20 protein-coding genes are annotated in these 21,173 nt (G+C 57.0%); 8 read left to right on the top strand and 12 right to left on the bottom strand.

Annotation, left to right across the window (positions count from 1 at the left end; all coding sequences use genetic code 11):
* The first annotated feature begins 4 nt into the window (after positions 1–4).
* The 5 genes from chbC (at position 5) to chbG (ending at position 4,845) form a co-directional block, all read left to right on the top strand.
* Positions 5–1,363 (top strand): PTS N,N'-diacetylchitobiose transporter subunit IIC, encoded by a 1,359-nt coding sequence (gene chbC / locus ACKLKD_RS05370; protein ID WP_004148091.1) that lies wholly within the window; start codon positions 5–7, stop codon positions 1,361–1,363.
* Positions 1,364–1,416: 53 nt separating this feature from the next.
* Positions 1,417–1,764 carry a PTS N,N'-diacetylchitobiose transporter subunit IIA gene (chbA, locus tag ACKLKD_RS05365; protein ID WP_004179419.1) on the top strand — a complete coding sequence of 116 codons (348 nt, stop codon included), beginning with the start codon at positions 1,417–1,419 and terminating at the stop codon, positions 1,762–1,764.
* Positions 1,765–1,791: 27 nt separating this feature from the next.
* Positions 1,792–2,616 carry a transcriptional regulator ChbR gene (gene chbR, locus ACKLKD_RS05360; protein WP_061154926.1) on the top strand — a complete coding sequence of 275 codons (825 nt, stop codon included), beginning with the start codon at positions 1,792–1,794 and terminating at the stop codon, positions 2,614–2,616.
* A gap of 110 nt (positions 2,617–2,726) precedes the next feature.
* Positions 2,727–4,073: a 6-phospho-beta-glucosidase gene (locus ACKLKD_RS05355; protein ID WP_087806017.1), complete on the top strand. Its 1,347-nt coding sequence runs from the start codon at positions 2,727–2,729 to the stop codon at positions 4,071–4,073.
* Positions 4,074–4,086: 13 nt separating this feature from the next.
* A complete protein-coding gene (gene chbG, locus ACKLKD_RS05350; protein ID WP_025713620.1) occupies positions 4,087–4,845 on the top strand; it encodes a chitin disaccharide deacetylase in 759 nt (252 codons plus the stop codon).
* A gap of 57 nt (positions 4,846–4,902) precedes the next feature.
* On the opposite strand, the gene katE is transcribed toward chbG, so the two are convergent.
* Positions 4,903–7,161 carry a catalase HPII gene (gene katE, locus ACKLKD_RS05345; protein ID WP_080924380.1) on the bottom strand — a complete coding sequence of 753 codons (2,259 nt, stop codon included), beginning with the start codon at positions 7,159–7,161 and terminating at the stop codon, positions 4,903–4,905.
* Between the two features lie 190 nt (positions 7,162–7,351).
* Here katE and cedA point away from each other — a divergent pair, with 190 nt between their 5' ends.
* Positions 7,352–7,606: a cell division activator CedA gene (gene cedA, locus ACKLKD_RS05340; RefSeq protein WP_008807754.1), complete on the top strand. Its 255-nt coding sequence runs from the start codon at positions 7,352–7,354 to the stop codon at positions 7,604–7,606.
* A 57-nt stretch (positions 7,607–7,663) separates the two neighbouring features.
* Here cedA and ACKLKD_RS05335 read toward each other — a convergent pair whose 3' ends face one another.
* From ACKLKD_RS05335 to hxpB, 4 genes are all read right to left on the bottom strand, one after another.
* A complete protein-coding gene (locus ACKLKD_RS05335) occupies positions 7,664–9,055 on the bottom strand; it encodes an L-cystine transporter (RefSeq protein ID WP_080924381.1) in 1,392 nt (463 codons plus the stop codon).
* Positions 9,056–9,190: 135 nt separating this feature from the next.
* Entirely contained in the window at positions 9,191–9,781 is a 591-nt protein-coding gene (locus ACKLKD_RS05330) for a metal-dependent hydrolase (RefSeq protein ID WP_025713617.1), read from the bottom strand.
* Between the two features lie 91 nt (positions 9,782–9,872).
* Positions 9,873–10,634, bottom strand: a complete 762-nt coding sequence (kduD, locus tag ACKLKD_RS05325; RefSeq protein WP_087806015.1) for a 2-dehydro-3-deoxy-D-gluconate 5-dehydrogenase KduD — start codon at positions 10,632–10,634, stop codon at positions 9,873–9,875.
* A 149-nt stretch (positions 10,635–10,783) separates the two neighbouring features.
* The gene (gene hxpB / locus ACKLKD_RS05320; RefSeq protein ID WP_087806014.1) at positions 10,784–11,452 is read right to left on the bottom strand and encodes a hexitol phosphatase HxpB; all 669 of its coding nucleotides are present in this window, start codon (positions 11,450–11,452) and stop codon (positions 10,784–10,786) included.
* 188 nt (positions 11,453–11,640) lie between these two features.
* On the opposite strand from hxpB, the gene ACKLKD_RS05315 reads away from it, so the two are divergent.
* Positions 11,641–12,177, top strand: a complete 537-nt coding sequence (locus tag ACKLKD_RS05315; RefSeq protein ID WP_025713614.1) for a YniB family protein — start codon at positions 11,641–11,643, stop codon at positions 12,175–12,177.
* A gap of 29 nt (positions 12,178–12,206) precedes the next feature.
* On the opposite strand, the gene yciA is transcribed toward ACKLKD_RS05315, so the two are convergent.
* From yciA to ACKLKD_RS05290, 5 genes are all read right to left on the bottom strand, one after another.
* Positions 12,207–12,605, bottom strand: a complete 399-nt coding sequence (gene yciA / locus ACKLKD_RS05310; RefSeq protein WP_087806012.1) for an acyl-CoA thioester hydrolase YciA — start codon at positions 12,603–12,605, stop codon at positions 12,207–12,209.
* A 99-nt stretch (positions 12,606–12,704) separates the two neighbouring features.
* The gene (locus ACKLKD_RS05305; RefSeq protein WP_042929642.1) at positions 12,705–14,888 is read right to left on the bottom strand and encodes a TonB-dependent siderophore receptor; all 2,184 of its coding nucleotides are present in this window, start codon (positions 14,886–14,888) and stop codon (positions 12,705–12,707) included.
* 272 nt (positions 14,889–15,160) lie between these two features.
* Positions 15,161–15,700 carry a septation protein A gene (locus tag ACKLKD_RS05300; RefSeq protein ID WP_025713613.1) on the bottom strand — a complete coding sequence of 180 codons (540 nt, stop codon included), beginning with the start codon at positions 15,698–15,700 and terminating at the stop codon, positions 15,161–15,163.
* Between the two features lie 54 nt (positions 15,701–15,754).
* A complete protein-coding gene (locus tag ACKLKD_RS05295) occupies positions 15,755–16,498 on the bottom strand; it encodes a YciC family protein (RefSeq protein WP_025713612.1) in 744 nt (247 codons plus the stop codon).
* Between the two features lie 25 nt (positions 16,499–16,523).
* Positions 16,524–16,937 (bottom strand): YkgJ family cysteine cluster protein, encoded by a 414-nt coding sequence (locus ACKLKD_RS05290; protein WP_025713611.1) that lies wholly within the window; start codon positions 16,935–16,937, stop codon positions 16,524–16,526.
* Between the two features lie 269 nt (positions 16,938–17,206).
* Here ACKLKD_RS05290 and ompW point away from each other — a divergent pair, with 269 nt between their 5' ends.
* On the top strand, positions 17,207–17,845 hold the full coding sequence (ompW, locus tag ACKLKD_RS05285; RefSeq protein ID WP_025713610.1) for an outer membrane protein OmpW: 639 nt from the start codon (positions 17,207–17,209) through the stop codon (positions 17,843–17,845).
* Positions 17,846–17,913: 68 nt separating this feature from the next.
* Here the strand turns inward: ompW and ybiX are convergent, their stop codons facing one another.
* Positions 17,914–18,591: a PKHD-type hydroxylase YbiX gene (ybiX, locus tag ACKLKD_RS05280; RefSeq protein WP_080924382.1), complete on the bottom strand. Its 678-nt coding sequence runs from the start codon at positions 18,589–18,591 to the stop codon at positions 17,914–17,916.
* A 47-nt stretch (positions 18,592–18,638) separates the two neighbouring features.
* Positions 18,639–20,924 carry a catecholate siderophore receptor Fiu gene (locus ACKLKD_RS05275; RefSeq protein WP_025714287.1) on the bottom strand — a complete coding sequence of 762 codons (2,286 nt, stop codon included), beginning with the start codon at positions 20,922–20,924 and terminating at the stop codon, positions 18,639–18,641.
* Positions 20,925–21,173 lie beyond the last annotated feature (249 nt).

The following is a 21,173-nucleotide window of genomic DNA, read 5'->3' as shown; positions in this document are numbered from 1 at the left end:
GACTATGAGTAAAGTGATCGACTCGCTTGAAAAGGTACTCCTTCCTTTTGCAGTGAAAATAGGAAAGCAGCCGCATATTAATGCGATTAAAAACGGATTTATTAAATTAATGCCGCTGACCCTCGCCGGGGCCATGTTTGTATTAATTAACAACGTTTTTCTGAGCTTCGGCGAGGGCTCTTTCTTTTATTCCATGGGCATTCGCCTGGATGCCTCCACCATTGAAACCTTAAACGGCTTTAAGGCTATCGGCGGAAACGTCTATAACGGTACCCTCGGCATTATGTCGCTGATGGCGCCGTTCTTTATCGGCTCCGCGCTGGCGGAAGAGCGCAAAGTTGACCCGATGGCCGCGGGTCTGCTGGCGGTGGCGGCTTTCATGACCGTGACCCCGTATAGCGTGGGCGAAGCCTATGCGGTGGGGGCCAACTGGCTGGGCGGGCAGAACATCATCTCCGGGATGATTATCGGTCTGGTTGTCGCGGAACTGTTCACCTTCGTTATCCGTCGTAACTGGGTGATCAGACTGCCGGACAGCGTCCCAGGGTCGGTATCGCGCTCTTTTTCCGCGCTGATCCCGGGCTTCTTGATCCTCTCCATCTTCGGCATTATCTCGTGGGCTCTGGCGAGCTACGGCAGCAACTTCCACCAGATCATCATGGACTCCATCTCCACGCCGCTGGCGGCGATGGGCAGCGTGGTTGGCTGGGCATACGTTATCTTTAACTCCCTGCTGTGGTTCTTCGGCGTGCACGGCTCCCTGGCGCTGACCGCACTGGATAACGGCATCATGACCCCGTGGGCGCTGGAAAACATCGCGCTGTACAACCAGTACGGCTCTGTCGATGCGGCCATCGAAGCGGGCAAACAGTTCCACTTCTGGGCCAAGCCGATGCTCGACTCCTACATCCTGCTGGGTGGCTCCGGAGCGACGCTGGGCCTGATTATCGCCATCTTTATCGCTTCCCGCCGCGCTGACCATCGTCAGGTTGCGAAGCTGGCGCTGCCGTCAGGTATCTTCCAGATTAACGAACCGATTCTGTTTGGCCTGCCGATCATCATGAACCCGGTGATGTTCATCCCGTTCGTGCTGGTCCAGCCGATTCTGGCGGCCATTACGCTGGCGGCCTACAGCCTGGGGATTATCCCACCGGTGACCAACCTGGCGCCGTGGACCATGCCGACCGGTCTGGGAGCGTTCTTTAACAGTAACGGCAGCGTGGCTGCCCTGCTGGTCGCCCTGTTCAACCTTGGCGTCGCGACTCTGGTCTACCTGCCGTTTGTGGTGCTGTCGAATAAAGCGCAGACCGTCATCGAGCAGGAAGAGAGCGAAGAAGATATCGCTAACGCACTGAAATTCTGATACCGCGCGGTACGGGCAGCATCCCGTACCGCCTGATAAATGAGGGAAATATTATGTTTGATCTGGACAACATCGACGCGGTAGAGACCCCGGAAAATGACCTCGAAGAGGTGGTGATGGGGCTGATTATCAACTCCGGACAAGCCCGCAGCCTGGCCTATGCCGCGCTGAAGCAGGCGAAGCAGGGGGATTTTGCTGCCGCGAAAGCGATGATGGAGCAGTCGCGCCAGGCGCTGAGCGAGGCGCATCGCGTACAGACCCAGCTTATCGAAAGCGACGAAGGCGAAGGCAAAATGAAGGTCAGCCTGGTGCTGGTGCATGCTCAGGACCATCTGATGACCTCCATGCTGGCCCGTGAGCTGGTCGCCGAATTGATTGAGCTGCACGAGAAGGTACAATAGGCCATCGCGACGATGAGGCAGCCCAGGATGATGACCACCGAGATCAGTACCGCCAGAGAACAACAGCTGTTCAACGGGAAGAACTTTCATGTGGTCATCTATAACAAAACGGAAAGCGTGAGCGGGCTTCACCAGCATGATTACTACGAATTTACCGTGGTGTTAACCGGGCGCTATTACCAGGAGATCAATGGCAAACGGGTGCTGCTGGAGCGTGGGGATTTTGTCTTTATCCCGATGGGCTCGCACCATCAGAGCTTTTACGAGTTTGGTGCGACGCGGATCCTTAACGTCGGCATCAGCAGACGCTTCTTTGAGAAACATTATCTGCCGCTGCTGCCGTTTGGCCTGGTGGCCTCCCAGGTCTACGCGGTGCAGAGCGCTTTTCTTGGTTACGTAGAGTCGGTTATCGCCTCACTCAATTTTCGCGAAACGGAATTTGACGAATTTATCGAGCTGGTCTCCTTTTATGTCATTAACCGTTTACGTCACTATCGCGAAGAGCCAGTTGCCGACGTCATTCCGCAATGGTTAAAAAATACCGTTGAGGCCATGCACGATAAACTGAAATTTGGTGAGGGCGCGCTCGAAAATATGGTTCAGCTATCGGGCAAAACCCAGGAATATTTAACCCGGGCGACCCAGCGCTATTATGGTAAAACGCCGATGCAGATAATTAATGATATCCGTATCAATTTTGCCAAAAAGCAGCTGGAAATTACCAACTATTCGGTGACGGATATTGCGTATGAATCCGGCTACAGTAGCCCGAGCCTGTTTATTAAAACGTTTAAAAAACTGACGTCGTTTACGCCGAGCAGTTATCGCAAACATTTGACCAGTATTAATTAAACCCGCGCGGTTTTAGCCGCCCGGTTTATACCGAAAATCATTCAAGTTAACTGTCCGCATTGTTGCGGAGAGCGGCCTGCGTCCAGGCGTAGCGCCTAAGGGAGAAAAAGATGAGCCAGAAATTAAAAGTAGTCACTATTGGCGGCGGCAGCAGCTATACCCCGGAATTACTGGAAGGATTTCTGAAGCGTTATCATGAACTGCCGGTGACCGAGCTGTGGCTGGTGGACGTGGAAGAGGGCCAGGAGAAGCTCGATATTATCCATGCGCTGTGCCAGCGGATGGTGGAAAAAGCCGGCGTGCCGATGAAGGTCTATAAAACGCTGGATCGTCGCGCGGCGCTGCAGGGCGCGGATTTCGTCACCACCCAGCTGCGCGTTGGCCAGCTGAAGGCGCGTGAAAAAGATGAGCGTATTCCGCTGAGCCACGGCTACCTGGGCCAGGAGACCAACGGGGCGGGCGGGCTGTTTAAAGGTCTGCGCACCATCCCGGTGATTTTCGATATCGTGAAAGATGTTCAGGAGATTTGCCCGGACGCGTGGATCATCAACTTCACCAACCCGGCGGGTATGGTCACTGAAGCGGTCTATCGCCACACCAGTTTCAAACGCTTTATCGGCGTGTGCAACATTCCTATCGGCATGAAGATGTTCATCACCGACGTACTGCAGCTGAGCCCGAGCGATGAGCTGAATATCGACCTGTTTGGTCTGAACCACCTGGTGTTCGTCCGCGACGTACTGGTTAACGGGGTATCGCGCTTCGATGAACTGCTGGACGGCGTGGCCTCTGGCCGTCTGACCGCGAACTCGGTGAAAAATATCTTCGATCTGCCGTTTAGCGAGGGGCTGATCCGCTCCCTGCGCCTGATCCCGTGCTCCTATCTGCTCTACTACTTTAAGCCAAAAGAGATGCTGGCGATTGAGATGGGCGAGTACTATAAGGGCGGCGCGCGCGCTCAGGTGGTGCAGAAGGTGGAGAAGCAGCTGTTCGAGCTGTATAAAAACCCGGATCTTAACGTCAAGCCGAAGGAGCTGGAGCAGCGTGGCGGCGCCTATTACTCTGATGCCGCCTGCGAAGTGATCAACGCTATCTATAACGACAAGCAGACTGAGCACTATGTGAATATCCCGCATCATGGCCATGTCGATAATATCCCGGCGGACTGGGCGGTAGAGATGAGCTGCACCTTAGGTCGCGACGGCGCGAAGCCGACGCCGCGCATCACCCATTTCGATGAGAAGGTGTTAGGGCTTATCTACACCATCAAGGGGTTCGAAGTGGCGGCCAGCCAGGCGGCGATCAGCGGCGAGTTGAACGACGTAATGCTGGCGCTGAACTTAAGCCCGCTGATCCATTCCGATCGTGACGCCGAGCAGCTGGCGCGGGAGATGATCCTGGCGCATGAAAAATGGCTGCCGAACTTCGCGGCGACTATCGAAAAACTGAAATCGTAACGGGAGCGGCAAAATGGAACGCGTGTTGATCGTCAATGCCGACGATTTCGGCCTCAGTAAAGGGCAGAACTACGGCATTATTGAGGCCTGCCGTAACGGCGTGGTGACATCGACCACGGCGCTGGTCAACGGCGCGGCCATTGACCACGCCGCCCAGCTGAGCCGCAGTATCCCGGAGCTGGCGGTCGGGATGCACTTTGTGCTGACGCTGGGCGAGCCGCTGTCGGCGATGCCGGGATTAACTCGCGAGGGTAAGCTCGGGAAATGGATCTGGCAGCAGGCGGAAGAAGGTCGCCTGCCGCTGGAGGAGATCGCCCATGAGCTGGCGTGTCAGTACCGTCGTTTTGTCGAACGCTTCGGCCATGAGCCGACGCATATCGACAGCCACCACCATGTGCATATGATCGCCCCGATCTATCCCATCGTGGCGGCCTTTGCCCGCGAGAAGGGGATTGCGTTACGTATTGACCGCCAGGTGGCGGCGCAGAGTGGGCTCGATCAACAGGCGGCGCGCAGCAGCGCAGGCTTCAGCAGCGAGTTTTACGGCGAAGCGGTCTCTGAGGAACTGTTTGTGCAGACGCTGGATGCCTCACTCGCCCGTGGGGAGCGCTCCCTGGAGGTGATGTGTCATCCGGCTTTTGTCGATCAGACCATTATGGGCAGCGCCTACTGCTACCCGCGGCTGGGTGAGCTTGATGTGTTGACCTCTGCCTCGCTGAAAGCAGCGATAGCCGACCGGGGTTATCGTCTGGGAACCTACCGCGACGTGTAAGCCCGACGGTGGAAAGAGAAAGTGAATCAAGCCCGACACAGTGTGCCGGGCTTTTTACTACGCCGGAATAGCGGCGATTTTCGGGCTTCTCGACCACACGCGGTGCGCGGTCATCAGGGCGAGCAGTGCGTCTGCCGCTGGCGTGTCGAGAGCATCGGTGACGATGACTCCCTCTTCACCCTGGGACGGGACCTGCAGAACGGACGTCAGCTGTCGCGCATCGCCTGCCAACAGAATCGGCTTCAGATGTTTATAGGCTTCCAGAAGGTAGTAGCGCGCGTCGCCGCTCTGGCTCAGGGCGCTGAGGTCGCCGCCAGGCACCACCACAGCATCCACCGTCAGCGACGGCGAACCCGCGAAGGTGCCGGCGATCGGCACGGGAGAACCGTCGTCGGCGATGACCTCGCCCATCCGCGAGAAGAGCAGTTTGCTGTGTACGCCATGGGCCTGCAGCGCCTGCAGGAGATGGACCAGATCCTGCGCCGAGGTGTGCTCGTTGAGCAGGACGGCCACCACGCGGCCTTTCACATCCCCTTCGGCATCGGCGTAGAGGCTGAGGCTGGGGTCTTTCTCCACGCCGTTGACCGGGGAGGGCAGGGTAATGGCGCGCTGTTCATCGCTCAGTTCGAGACCTAAATTCGCCCCGACCGCTTCCGCCAGCCGCGTATCGATATGGGCCAGGTGATCGACCACTCGCTCGCGGATCCAGGTGCGGACCACTTTGCTGAGTTCGAAGCTGAAACCATCGATAATATGCTGCTGCTCAATTGGCGTCTGGCTCAGCCAGAACAGACGCGGCTGGGCGTAATATTCGCCGAACGAGGGGCTGCGCTGGCGAATTTTTTCGCCGTCGACGCGCTCGGCGAGGGACTCAAAGCCGCCGCGTTTGGCCGCCGGCGGCGTTTCACGCGGCCAGTTGTCGTTTATTGAGTTGGGCTCGTAGTTGGCCGGATTGGTGTCAATGTCCATCCGGTGCATCCCGTCGCGCTGGAAGTTGTGGTACGGGCATGTCGGACGGTTGATGGGGATTTCATGGAAGTTCGGCCCACCCAGGCGGCTAATTTGCGTATCGGTGTAAGAGAAGAGGCGCCCCTGCAGCAGCGGATCGTTGCTGAAATCAATCCCCGGTACGATATGCCCGGGATGGAAGGCCGCCTGTTCATTTTCGGCAAAGAAGTTGTCCGGGTTGCGGTTGAGAACCATTTTGCCGACCCGCTGCACCGGCACCAGCGCTTCAGGGATCAGCTTGGTAGGATCTAACAGGTCGAAGTCAAAATCAAATTCGTTCTCTTCAGGGATCAGTTGCAGGCCGAGCTCAAATTCCGGGTAATCTCCGGCCTCAATGGCTTCCCATAGTTCGCGACGGTGAAAATCGGGATCGCGACCGGTCAGCTTCTGCGCTTCATCCCACACCAGCGACGCCTTGCCGGCCACCGGTTTCCAGTGGAAGCGGACGAAAGTGGCTTTACCTTCGGCGTTGATCAGGCGGAAGGTGTGAATACCAAAGCCTTCCATGGTGCGGTAGCTGCGCGGGATGCCGCGATCCGACATCGCCCACATCACGTTGTGCAGCGTTTCCGGTTGCAGAGAGACATAATCCCAGAAGGTGTCGTGGGCGCTTTGCCCCTGCGGGATAGCCCAGTGAGGCTCAGGCTTCACGGCGTGGACAAAGTCGGGGAACTTTATCGCGTCCTGGATAAAGAAGACCGGTGTGTTGTTGCCGACCAGGTCAAAAATCCCTTCGTCAGTGTAAAACTTGGTAGCGAAACCGCGAATATCGCGGACCGTGTCCGCCGACCCTGCGCCGCCCTGCACCGTGGAGAAACGGACAAATACCGGCGTGACTTTATCCGCTGCAGAAAGAAAATCGGCTTTGGTCAACGCCGCCAGGCTCTTGTAGGGCTGGAAGTAACCGTGGGCGGCAGAGCCGCGGGCGTGAACGATGCGCTCGGGAATACGCTCATGGTCAAAGTGAGTAATCTTCTCGCGCAGAATGAAATCTTCCAGCAGCGTTGGGCCGCGGGTGCCAGCGCGTAGTGAATTCTGATCGTCGGCAATACGTACGCCCTGGTTGGTGGTCAGCGGAAAGTCTTCTCCCCCTTTGCGCTGCGGTTCGAGGGCGTCAAGTTTGCTGCTGTGGGTTTCCGGCGCTTTCAGGCTGCCGGGGGCTGTCGGTTCGGCGCCTGGGGCGGTGGGTTTCGGCGTCGGGCGCCACTCCCGATCGTCCGGCGCCAGCGAGTCGAGACCCGGCTGCGCTTCCTCGCTGTCATGGACCGGTGCCTGTTGGTGGTGAGGGTTCGGGTGCTTATCAGACATTGCTCGTCTCCTGCTTTCATTGCTAAAAGTGGTCGTTGATAAACCAAAACCCTTCTAACTATAGAACATTACGCTGTCCGCGACCGGCGAGGGGGCAGGGAGTTATCCTAAAATGCGCATCGGCGGCAGGGGGGCGACGAACGGGTCCACAATCGGCTATGATAGAGGTTTCTGTTTCCCGCTTTGTTTAGTGAATCCATTTGTTATGAAACCATTGCGCCAACAAAATCGCCCTGTCATTAGCTACGTGCCGCGCGTGGAGCCTGCGCCCCCGGAACATGCCGTGAAAATGGACCATTTTCGCGATGTCTGGATTTTGCGCGGGAAGTATGTCGCTTTTCTGCTGATGGGGGAGCATTTCCGTCGTTCACCGGCGTTCAGCGTGCCGGAATCGGCCCAGCGCTGGGCTAACCAGGTGCGTCAGGAAGGTGAGATTGAAGCCTGAGTCTGCTGCAGAAATAAAAAAACCGCTGATTATCAGCGGTTTTTTTGTGCTTACCGTTTAGCGATGCGCCAGTTCGGCCTCTTCTTCGCTATCGAAAATCGACTTGTCGGTCTGGCGCAGCCACTGGCTGGTCAGGGTGCCGGCGGTCATTGAACCGTTAACGTTCAGCGCAGTACGCCCCATATCGATCAGCGGTTCGACGGAGATCAGCAGCGCTACCAGCGTCACCGGCAGGCCCATCGCCGGCAGAACGATTAGCGCAGCGAAGGTCGCGCCGCCGCCCACCCCGGCGACGCCCGCCGAGCTGACGGTGACGATGCCCACAAGGGTGGCAATCCACATCGGATCCAGCGGGTTGATGCCCACGGTCGGCGCGACCATCACCGCCAGCATTGCCGGGTAGATACCGGCGCAGCCGTTCTGGCCAATGGTGGCGCCAAAGGAGGCAGAGAAGCTGGCAATCGACTCCGGAACGCCGAGACGACGAGTCTGGGCTTCCACGTTCAGCGGAATCGACGCGGCGCTGGAGCGGCTGGTAAAGGCGAAGGTGATCACCGGCCAGACTTTACGGAAGTACTTCAGTGGGCTAACGCCGTTAATCGCCAGCAGCAGGCCGTGGACGACAAACATGATGCCCAGCGCGATGTAGGAGGCCACCACGAAGCCGCCGAGCTTGATGATATCCTGCAGATTCGACCCGGCAACCACTTTGGTCATCAGCGCCAGCACACCGTAAGGCGTCAGCTGCATCACCAGACGCACCAGCTTCATCACCCAGCCCTGCAGGGTATCGATGGCCGTCAGCACGCGCTGGCCTTTTTCCACATCCTCTTTCAGCAGCTTAAGCGCTGCGACGCCGAGGAATGCCGAGAAAATGACGATGCTGATGATGGAGGTCGGGTTAGCCCCGGTCAGGTCAGCAAACGGGTTCTTCGGCACAAAAGAAAGGATCAGCTGTGGGACGCTAAGATCGGCCACTTTCCCTACATAGTTGCTCTGGATGGCGTTCAGACGGGCGGTTTCTGCGCTGCCCTGGACCAGTCCTTCGGCGCTGAGGCCGAACATATTGGTCACCAGCACGCCAACCAGGGCGGCGATAAGGGTGGTGAACAGCAGGGTGCCAATGCTCAGGAAGCTAATTTTTCCCAGCTGGGAGGCATTGTGCAGGCGGGCCACCGCGCTGAGGATGGAGGCGAAAACCAGTGGCATAACGATCATCTGCAGCAGCTGGACATAGCCGTTACCGACGATATTGAACCACTGGATGGAATCCTTCAGCACCTGGCTGTCAGACCCGTAGATCAGCTGCAGCGCCAGACCAAAGACCACGCCAATCGCCAGACCGACCAGCACTTTCCTGGCCAGACTCCACTGTTTATGGCGTGTTTGCCCCAGCGCAAACAGTAATACGGCGAACACGACTACGTTCGCTATTAATGGAAAGTTCATCCCCGTTCTCCTGATATTTTTATAACCTGGGCTGGTGGATAACCAGCTCTTATGACGGCAAGGTTAGCAGAAGGCGTTATTAAGGACTTATATTCAAATGGAATGGGTTATAACCAAACGGTGTTTTCTGCCGGTTTATCGCCCACTCTGGTGACTAATAAAGCGATTGAAGGTGATTTGCAGGGAATTGATCACCCCGGATGACCAGCGTATCGCGCTGTTATCCGCCAGCGTCTGCGGCATCCAGACGGCATAGACGAACAACGCCATACACAAGGCGCGTTCGAGCTGGTTACCTTTGCGCGGTGCGAGGATCGGCAACCGGAAGCGCCAGCGGCAGGGCCACAGTAGCGGTACGCCGGCAGGCGTGAGCATATCGGCGAGAATGTGGCTGAGGTAGCCCAGCACCAGACCCTGGAGGGCATCCGCCGGGATAATCCAGCTGTCAGGCACTTTCAGATAGAACAGCGTTAGCGCGCCAAATACCGCCAGCAGGCTGTGGGTAAAGCCGCGGTGGCCAAAGGCCCGCGCCACGGGTCTGGAGATCCAGCTCAACCGCTGGCCAAGAAACGACTTCGGGTGATCGATGTCCGGCAGCAGGCAGGTCAGGACCGCAGAGGGCACAATATGCCACCAGTCGCCCTGCGCCAGCACCGGCGTTAATTCTGCATTTTTGGCAAATACTGCGCAGGCGATTGAAAAGAAGAGATGGCCTTCCGCCGTCATGATCATACACCCTAAACTGTCGATTCATACAGTATAGGGTTTTTATACAGTGTACGGAAGAGGTGACGGTGTAACTCTTTGTCACAAACTCTTAGCGCGCCAGCCATCCGCCATCGACGGCCAGCGTGTAGCCGTTAACATAGTTAGCGGCAGACGAGGCGAGAAACACCACCGGTCCCTGCAGATCGCCCGGCACACCCCAGCGCCCGGCGGGAATGCGCTCGAGGATCGCCTGGTTACGCTCTTCGTCTTCGCGCAGCGGCTGAGTGTTATTGGTCGCCATATAGCCGGGGGCAATGGCGTTGACGTTGATACCCTGGCTGGCCCATTCGTTGGCCAACAGACGGGTGAGGCCGAGCAGGCCGCTTTTCGAGGCGGTGTAGGAGGGCACGCGAATACCGCCCTGAAACGAGAGCACCGAGGCAATGTTGATGATTTTCCCGCCGTCGCCCTGATGAATAAACTGTCTGGCAACCGCCTGGCTAAGGAAAAACACGGCTTTAAGATTCAGGTCAATCACCGCATCCCAGTCGCTTTCCGGGAAATTCAGGGCATCATGGCGACGAATAGTACCCGCGTTGTTGACCAGAATATCGACCCGGCCCATCGCCGCCACGGCCTGGTCAACCAGGGCAGTCATATCACTCTGATGGCTGAGATCCGCCTGTATGGCATGAAACCGACGTCCCAGCGCCTGAACCTGTTCGGCTGTATCATGGGGGATCTTGCGGTTAATGCCGACGATATCGCACCCGGCCAGCGCCAGGCCCAGCGTCATTCCCTGTCCCAGGCCGGTATCGCAACCGGTCACGATGGCGACCTTACCCGTCAGGTCGAAGGCGTTCAGTATCATATGCACCTCTGTCAGCTGATCTTCAGGCGTACCATGACGCCACCTGTCCCCAGCATAGAGGCAGAGAAACAAAATTACAATTAAAATGAAACTGTGTTTTGATTTAAGTTCTGGCGGCGTGACAGCGATCGTTGCACCCGCCAGCGGTGTTAGCCGAGCAAGTGCTCAGCAGTGAGTGCCTGCAGTGACGGGAGCTTGACGTCCGCCAGCACAAAGCGCGGGTCGCGGCTGTTCTCCGCTTCCGGCACCACGATAGACCGCATGCGCGCGGCTTTGCTGGCGATCATGCCGTTGACCGAGTCCTCCAGCGCGACGCAGCGCTGCGGGTCAACTCCCAGGGCGGCAGCGCAGTTGAGGTACACCTGCGGGTGCGGTTTGCTCCAGGGCAGATGCTCCGTAGAGGCGAGAGCAGCAAACTGGTCGCGCAGTTCAAACATATCGAGCACTTTTTCCAGCATCATCAGCGGCGAGGCCGAGGCCAGACCCACCTTCAAGCCCTGCGCTTTACACAGCGCCACCGCTTCGCGCACGCCCGGCAGCAGCGGACGGGAAGCTTCCACCAGTTCGATGGCGCGACGGATAATGCGCGCGGTGGCTTCCGCCCGGTCTACGCCGTGCCATGGCTGCTGGGCGTACCACAGATCCACCACCAGGTCGATTCGCAGACCGAGCAGGTCGGGCAGTTCATCGCGGCGACGGGTATCCACCCCCAGACTTTCCATGACCTCGACCTCCGCCTGATCCCAAAGCGGCTCCGAGTCAATCAGCAACCCGTCCATATCAAATATCGCGGCCTCAATGCGGCGCTTCGCTGACATAAGTCCTTCTCCTGTTGCGTAATCAGATAAACGAATCGGCAATCATGGTATATCATACCGCGCATTATTGGGCGAAATTCGCCGTGGCAGATAGACTTATACCCGACCTACTCGGGGGAGCGAGGGACGCCAGCGCCACGCAACAGGCAGCAGGCGAACCACCAACGCGTCTTTAACAAGGGGAACTCATGACGTACCAACAAGCTGGACGCATAGCGGTTATTAAACGCATTTTAGGATGGGTTATCTTTATTCCCGCCGTGCTGTCGACGCTGATTTCTGTGCTCAAATTTATGTATGAGCACAGTGAAAAGAAACCCGGCATTGATGCGGTAATGATGGATTTTGCGCACGTGATGATTGAGATGATGCGCTTTAACACGCCGTTCCTGAACTTTTTCTGGTACAACTCACCGCTGCCGGATTTTCACCATAGCCTGAACATCGGCTTCTGGATCATCTTCATTCTGGTGTTCGTCGGCATGGCCCTGCAGGCTTCCGGCGCGCGGATGGCGCGGCAGGCGAAATTTCTCCGCGAGGGGATTGAGGACCAGCTGATCCTTGAGCAGGCCAAAGGCGTAGATGGGTTAACCCGCGAGCAGCTCGCCGAACGCATTGTGGTTCCGCGCCATACTATCCTGGTGCAGTATTTCCCACTGTACGTGCTGCCGGTGATCGTGATTGTCATCGGCTACTTCTTCTTTTCGCTGCTGGGCTTTCTGTAAGTCAGGTGCCCGGTGAGCCGGGCTCCTTCTTATTCTGCTGGCAGGGGGCGTGGTTTACCCTGATTATCGACAGCAACGTAGATAAACAGCGCTTCCGTCGCCTTGTAGCGCTGGCCAATTGGTTCGGAAGAGACTTTTTTCACCCATACTTCGATATTGATCGTCACCGAGGTGTTGCCGCGCTTGACGCAGCGAGCGTAGCAGCACACGACGTCACCGACGGCGACCGGGCGTAAAAAGGTCATTCCATCTACGCGAACGGTCACCACGCGGCCCTGGGCGAGCTCTTTGGCCATAATGGCGCCGCCAATATCCATCTGCGACATCAGCCAGCCGCCAAAAATATCCCCATTGGCATTCGTATCCGCCGGCATGGCAAGAGTACGTAAAACCATTTCACCCTTCGGGGCGAGATCTGTTGTTGTCATGCTCTACTCTGTTGTGGTCAAAGACGATCAGCGGGATGCTACTATGAAAACGGCGCAGTGAGAATAGGGGAATACGCCCGCTGACGCGGGCGCTGCGGTTCAGAAGGAGAGAGTCACCCCGGCGTAATACGCGCGGCCAGGCTCGTTGTAGGTCGAGGCGCCAGCGTTTTCGCGATACAGTTGCTTATCAAACAGGTTACTTATTCCGGCGTTCAGGCGAATATCCCGGTTTAGCTGGTACTGAGTACCGATCCCCACGATGGAATAGGCACCAACCTCGGTAGTGGCAAGGGTCCCGGTTTCGTTGCGGATCTCCGCATACTGACGCGGCTTCTGACGGCCATAAAGCGTCCAGTTCACATTTGCAGACAGGGCGTCGTTTACCTGCCAGTCGAGCATCGTGTTAACGGTATATTTTGGGATAACCGACAGTGGATTGCCTGTCTCTTTACTTTCCGATTTGAGCATCCAGGTGGCATTGGTCCGCCAGCTCAGGATATCAGCCAGCACCGGGATCAGCAGATTTCCTTCCAGCCCTTCGACCACGGCTTTGCCGCCGTTCTGCCACTGCAGAATATTATTGCCGCTGGAGGTATAGCCCAGCACCTCGGTTCCGGAGACGATTTTGTTTTTGTAATCGTTGCGGAACCAGGTGACCCCGGCTGCGTAACCATTAAGGTTAAATTCGATACCGATCTCTTTGTTAATACTGATTTCCGGATCGAGGTCAGGGTTGCCCAGCAGATAGCAGCTGCCTTCAGCGATAGTGTTCGGACAACCGTTGCCGCGGGTGGAGAGCAAATAGCCCTCACTGGATTGATAGAGGTTAGGCGCTTTAAACACGCGCGCGATACCGGCCTTCAGCGTGAACATATCGCCCAGCGCCTGAGACACGTTGAGGCTTGGACTCCAGTTGCTACCAAACTGATTATGATAATCAAAGCGAATGCCGGGGATCAGATTGGTGCCGGGTACGGCTTCGATATTATCCTCCAGATAGATCCCGGTGAGGGTGGCGCTGTTTTTGGTACTACGTTGAGCAGGATCGCCCGAGGTTCCGGGGATAGTCTCGCCGTTGCTGTCAGTGGCCTGCATCGATGCCGGATCGTCGAGCTGATCATGGTTCCATTCCATTCCCAGCGTCAGCGTCTGGTCCGCCAGCCAGAAGAAAGGCACATTGAATTCCGAGGTCGTACGCCAGGATTCCAGACGGCTGGTGGCATAATCCTCACTGTTGATCATGCCCTCGACGCGGCCAGTGGAACCTTCCTGCAGGCGGGTATTGTTAGTTTTCTCGTAGTAAACCCCGGCTTTGGACTGGCCCCAATCCCATAGGCCGTTGTAAGTCAGCCCCCAGGACTGACGATAGAGACGATTCGTTTCGTGGCCGTACAGGGAGTCCACCAGCCCGTTCGGGCTAAGATTGCCGTTGCTGTACTGGGTATCACCGGCATAGATATTCCCCTGACGGCTGTAGGCGTAGTTGAAATCGAGGATCTGTTGCGGGGTCATTTTCCATGACAGCAGGGCGTTAATATCTTTATTGCGTACCCCTTCGCGTCCCGCAGCATAGGAACCGTTTTGCGCATGGTTAATGTCCCAGGCGTCGGGTTCCGTTTTATTGATATTGCCATACAGGCGCATCGTCAGCGCCTCGCCGGCGAGTGGGCCGCTGAGATTGAAGTTAGCGCGATTAGTCGTGCCTTCCTTGTTGTTTTCCGGCTGATTGGTAAAGAAAGAGAGCGAACCGTGCCAGTTGTTGGTTGGGCGTTTAGTAATGATATTGACCACTCCGCCCGCCGCGCCGGAACCATAGCGCGCGGCTGCCGGACCGCGGAGAACTTCAATTCGCTCGACCATTTCGGCAGGTACCCAGTTGCTGTCGCCTCGGGTATCGCGTTCGCCGCGCCAGCTATAGCGAACCGCGTTACGTGACGTGACCGGTACTCCATCTATCAGGATCAGGGTGTTCTCCGGCCCCATGCCGCGGATATCAATCTGGCGGTTGTTACCCCGACTGCCGCTGGCGCTGTTGCCGGTTAAATTCACCCCGGGCATTTTACGGATGATGTCTGAGAGATCGTTGACCGGCGGCTGCTTAGCAATATCATCTGCCGTGATAATCGACACCCCGGGCTGTTGCTTGAGCGCCTCTTCCGCCGTACTGCGCACAATCATGGTTTCGGTATCTTGTTCTGACTCTTCAGCAAAGGCGGTCGGGGCAAGCAGGCTGGATATGACCAGTGCCAGGGTCGTGGGGGCATAATATTGCAGCGATCTCATATAAATATCCTTTTCAAAGCAAAGAAAAAACGAGATCGAGAATATTAATGATAATCATTATCATTACAATGTGGGGAAATAAATCTCCATAAAATCCTCACAATTATCGCAACTTTTTATGCAGTCGGGAGAAATCGTGAAGGGAGCCTGCACAGTGTGGCCGGGAAGCTGTCAGCGTATGCGCTGAGGTTGTGTGGTTGAAGGGAATGTTTGCCAGCGCAGTGAGATTATACGGATCGAGCACGGCGCGCGGCGGCGCGCCGGCGGAGGCGTTAGTGGTGGTCGTCCTGCGGCATATGACGGTAGATGTAGATCCCGCTCAGCAGGGTGAAGACCAGCGTGAGGGCGGTTAAGCCAAAGACTTTGAAGTTGACCCAGATATTCTGCGGCAGCCAGAACGCGATATAGATATTGGCCAGCCCGCAGAGGATAAAGAACACCGCCCAGGCCAGGTTAAGCCGTGACCAGACCTGCTGCGGCAGGGTCAGCTCTTTGCCGAGCATGCGCTGGATCAGGGGCTTTTTCATCACCCACTGGCTAAACAGCAGCGCGCCGGCGAACAGGGCATAGATCACCGTCACCTTCCATTTAATAAACTCATCATTGTGGAAGAAGATGGTCAACCCGCCAAAGACGGCCACCAGTACAAAGGTGATCAGCGCCATTTTTTCGACTTTACGATAACGCACCCAGCTGTAGATCAGCACGATGGCGGTCGCCACGATCAGTGCGGTAGTCGCGGCGTAGATATCGTAAAGCTTATAGAAGGCAAAGAAGACCACCAGGGGTAAAAAATCCAGAAACTGCTTCATACATCGATCCCGTCTTTCAGGACGGACCGGGGAACGCCCCGATCCTGGTTAAAATTAGCGGCGGATAAGCATATACACGCGGAATAAATAGATCAGCAACAGGGCGGAAATCAGGTTGCTGATCGTGTTGATGACCACTGCACCCACATTCGGCGTCAGGACGGCAAAGCTGGAAGCGAGCAGTAACAGCAGGGTTTTCGCCACCAGCCAGCCAATAATGGCCGGCGCCACCAGCCGCAGATTGGCCCACGCCAGGCGCATGCTGCTACGCATGGCGCTGAGGATGCCCATTTTGTCCTGTACCAGCATGATTGGCGCAAAGGCCAGCACGATGGCCAGCAGCACACCGGGCACCAGCACCAGCATCATCCCCATCTGCACCAGGAAAGTGGTGAACAGGATCAGCAGCAGCAGCTTCGGCAGCACCGGCGCCGCAGCGCCGATGGCGCGCAGGGCGCTGACGCGATGACCTGCAGAGACCAGCTGGATCAGCAGCAGGACGCCACCGGCGAGGATCGCATTGCCCACCAGGCCCGAGAAGGTCGATGCCGCCGAGGCGTGCAGCAGGACCTGCTGCTGCTCCGGCGTCATGTTCTGCACCAGCTCGAACAGGCCTACGCTACCGGTGAGGTTGTCGCCTTCGCTGAGTATCGACAGCTGCTCATCGCTGGGTGAAAAGGCATGGCCAAGCACTACCGTAATGAACGCGCACAACAGCGCAATCAGCAAAATGGTAATGAACTGATTACGAAAAAAATTCCCGGTGTCACGGTAGACGGACTTCGCCGTGATAGACATGCATTCTCCTTGAGTGTTGCAGGTGTTAACTAGCCGGCGATTGTACCGCAAATCGTTCCGTCGTAGCACTCTCTGCGCCGGTCCGGGCAGGTATATCTTTGTAAAGAGAGCGCAATGGCGGCAGGCCATAGCGCGCCCGCGCCCGGTTGCAGGCATCGTTTTCCACGCCGTTTTCCCCGGACATGGCAAATTCCCGGCACGGCGAGGGACGATTTTCATAGATAGTGCAGTGGACGGTGTCGCCAACGGTGCCCGACAGCGCGGCGCAGCGGCACTGGCGTTGGTTAGTGCCGCTCATGCAGCGCAGGAAGGGGGTCAGCGGCTCGGTCAGCGCGGAGGGCACCACGCCGCCCGCGTCGTCGGCTTCCGCCCAGTAGAAAGAGACTCGAAAATACGCACAACAGGCACCGCACGTCATGCACGGGTTGATTTCACTCATAATTACACCTGAAAAAAACGCATCAACACAGATTGTCGGCAGTTAACTTATCCAGCCGCCTCAGCGGCGGCAAGAGGGGCAGAAATAAATTTTTGGCTGATAAGTGAAAATTGATGTGAGAGGGAATCAGCATATTGCGATTGGTTGCAAAAATTAATCTGGATCAATAAATGTTAAATCTAAGGATTTAGTGTGATCTAAAACAGATCAAACGTAACTCGTTATAGGTATATTTGGCCGCGCTGAAAAACCATAATGAGGAAGTGGATATGAAGAAGTTAGCAGCGGCGGCAGTTATTCTGGGCACGCTTTCCACCGGCAGCGTCTGGGCGCATGAGGCGGGTGAGTTTTTCATTCGTGCCGGGACCGCCACCGTCCGTCCGACGGAGGGCTCTGACAATGTGCTGGGTAGCCTGGGCAGTTTCAACGTCAGTAACAACACCCAGCTGGGTTTAACCTTTACCTATATGGCGACCGATAACATCGGCGTGGAACTGCTGGCGGCAACGCCGTTCCGCCATAAGGTTGGCACCGGGCCAACCGGGACCATCGCCACCGTCCATCAGTTGCCGCCCACCCTGATGGCGCAGTGGTACTTTGGCGATGCGCAAAGCAAGGTGCGCCCGTACGTAGGCGCCGGTATTAACTACACCACCTTCTTTAATGAAGACTTTAACGACACCGGCAAAGCGGCCGGGCTTTCCGATCTGAGCCTGAAGGACTCCTGGGGCGCGGCGGGGCAGGTCGGCCTCGATTACCTGATTAACCGCGACTGGCTGCTGAATATGTCGGTGTGGTACATGGATATCGATACCGATGTGAAATTCAAAGCCGGCGGCGTGGACCAGAAAGTCAGCACCCGCCTGGATCCGTGGGTGTTTATGTTCTCCGCGGGCTACCGGTTTTAATCTCTGTTGAAAACTGGCCAGCGGATGGCCAGTCTATTGCCTCGTCCTCCCTGCTTGCGGTCAGCGGATCATACTTCCGTCCACTGGCGCAGCAGGTTGTGATACATATTGAGCAGGGAGAGGACCTCTTCTCCGTCGCCAAAGCGGGCCTTAAGAGACTGGATGGTGCGGTCCAGGTCGTAGAGCATCGCGCGCTGCTTATCGTCGCGGACCATCGACTGGATCCACAGGAAAGAGGCCTGACGTACGCCGCGGGTGACCGGGGTGACGCAGTGCAGGCTGCTGGCGGGATAGAGCACCAGATGCCCGGCAGGGAGCTTCACCCGGTGCTGGCCATAGGTGTCTTCAATCACCAGTTCGCCACCCTCATAGCTCTCCGGATCGCAAAGGAACAGCGTCGCTGACAGGTCAGTGCGCATCCACCCCGCCTCGCCGTTCTGACGAACGGCGCCATCGACATGAAAACCATAAGTCTCCCCCGGTCCGTAGCGATTAAATAACGGCGCGGAAATCGTCCGCGGCAGCGCGGCGGAAAAAAACTGCGGATGGCCGCGTAGCGCGTCGAGCACGGCGGCTTGCAGGCGGGCATACAGCGGCGTTCGGGTATCGATCTGCTGATTCTGTTTGACGGTCGCTCCCTGGCTGCCGACGGTTATCCGCCCGTCAACCCAGTCGGCCTGGGTGAGCAGGCGGGTAAAATCAGCCACCTGGTCTGCCGTTAGCACGTCAGAAATGTGATACATCATGGCGGTGTTCTCCTAAAAGGTGGGGCGCAACGGCCCCACGTGCAAACTCAGAAGTGGACGTTCGCCGTCAGCATAAAGGTACGGGGTTCGCCTGGATGATAGCGATAGCCGCTCTTGTTAATGGAAGCCACGTAATCGGTATCAAACAGGTTGTACATATTGAGCTGCAGATCGAGGTTGCTGTTGACCCGATAGCCCAGTTTGGCGTCGGCGACCCAGTAGCCCTCGGTGTGATCCGGGGTACCCACCGCGCCATCGCTGCCCCGGCGCAGGCTTCCGACATAGCGCGCGCCGCCGCCGACGGACAGATCGCTGGTGGCCTGATACTGCGTCCATAGCGTAAAAGCATGTTTCGGGGTGTAGGCCAGCGCGGATGAGCCATCCTGCGCCACATTCTGCCCCTCCGTCACTGTCGCATGCTGCTGAGTGTAGCCAGCGATGATCGTCCAGTCCGGCGTCAGGTTTCCGGTCGCGGAGAGCTCATACCCCTCCACGCGCTTTTTGCCATACTGCGACCAGGTTCCGTCATCGTTGGCGGCCACTTCGTTTTCGATATCGGTGCGGAATAACGCCGCGCTGAGCAGCAGACGTTTGTCGAAGATTTGCCACTTGGTGCCCAGCTCGCTGGATTTCGCCTTCTGCGGCTTAAAGTCGGTCCGGTTAGCGCTGTTGCCGCTACCGCTGGCGGCCAGGGCGAAGCTGCTGCCCCCCGGCGGTTGCTGTGAAATGGCGTAGTTGACGTAGACATTACCCTGCTCGCTTAAGCGGTATAGCGCCCCGGCTTTCCAGTTAACCAGGTTGCCGGATTTGGCGGTATCCACGGTGGTGACCGGGCTGCCCGTCGACTGGCCGGGCGGGCAGGCGATAGCCCCGCGTCCACTGCCGCCGCAGGCGGTGGCGCTGTCATATTTAGTATGATAATTGTCGAGACGCAGCCCGCCATTGACCTCAATCTGCTCGGTCAGCGCCAGCGTATCGAAGGCATAAATCCCGAAGGTATCGGTCTGGCCGTTGGCGTTCGCCCCGTTTCTGTCCAGCCCGCCAATCGACAGGTTACTCACCGGATGGTAGAGATTCACCGCCGGCGCGGTCATGGCGTTAACGCCATAGTTGGTCTGGTTTTCCCGGGTAAACTCCACGCCGGCGCTGACGTCATGGCCTATCGAGCCGGTATAGAACGTCGAGGTGATATTGGTCTGGTTGGTCAGAATGCGGTTGCTGACATCTTTGGTATTAACCAGACGCGACCAGCTCCAGGTGTTAACGTCATTGATATCAGGGGCGGTGATATTACTTGCGCCGCCCATCACCGCGGTCAGGAGATACTCCTGCTTCACCCGCGACCAGCGGGTGGTATTGCGCACGGTGGTATTCTCCGTCAGATCGTGTTCGAAGCGCAGGGTACCGCTGTCGGTAGTAGATTTATCGTAGTCGGAGTCGGTGCCATAGAAATTGCTGGTATCCACCTTCCCGGCGGAATTGAGCGCGGCATATTTCGGCGAAGGCGCCGAATAGCCCGGCAGGCCGACGGTGGGGATCCCGCCATCCGGGGTGTTGTTCTGCCGAACGTGCAGATAGTTCAGATACAAGCGGGTGGGCGTATCAAGGCCAAAGGCCAGCGATGGCGCGATGCCGTAGCGCTCGTTCTCAATCTTATCCCGGCCGGCGTCGTGGGTTTTTTCGCCCATCAGGTTCAGACGGAACGCAGCGTTGTCGCTGAACGCCTGGTTCAGGTCGAGAGTGCCCCGGCGCGACCAGGCGCTGCCGATGCTGGCCGAGCCGTCGATCCCGGAGTCAAGACGTGGCTGCTTACTGATCATATTGATCGAGCCGGAGGGGGCGCTACGACCATAGTCCGTGCCGGCGGGTCCTTTGATGACTTCCACCTGCTGGGTATTGAAGGTATCGCGCGTCACGCTGCCGATGTCGCGAATGCCGTCCACATAGATGCTGTTAGAGGTATCCACGCCGCGCATGTAGATGGCATCCCCGGTGGTTGAGCTGCCGTTTTCCCCGGCATAAAACGCCCCGACGCCGGGGACGTTTTTGAGGGCGTCAGTCAGGTTGGTGACGCCCTGATCTTTCATCACCTGTTCGGGGATCACGGTGATGGTGCGGGTGGTATCGACCAGCGGTTTATTGAATTTCGGATCGGCAGAGGCGCCGGGAGAATAAAGTGAAGGTGGGCTGGCTTCCACCACCAGCGTCTCTTCACTATTTTTGACCGATTTTTCCGCTGCGATGCCCGTTGCCGGTGAGGCACCCAGACACAGACCCGTAAACAATGCCAATGAGTTGAAACTGCCGAAAGGCAGAGAAGCGTTTTTTTCCATGATAAATGCAGGCTTATTTTTAGTTATTAGCACATCTCACACCGCGCAAAAGCGACGTTATTCGTCGTCTGGCATGCGCTGACCCGGTGTGATTCCATAAATGATAAAAAGAATAGTTATCATTCGTCTTAATATTTACATAGAAAAGTTGACGTTTAAACTTATTTCTTCATCGCAATTTACATAATTCACAAATTTTGAACGAAAGGGTGGGATTGAAGCGAAAGGGCGGCTGGAAGAGGCCGGTGA

Source organism: Klebsiella sp. 10982 (genome assembly GCF_048589245.1).
GTDB lineage: Bacteria > Pseudomonadota > Gammaproteobacteria > Enterobacterales > Enterobacteriaceae > Klebsiella > Klebsiella quasivariicola.
Note: the sequence above shows the minus strand (reverse complement) of the source record. Positions and strands in the feature narration are given on the sequence as shown.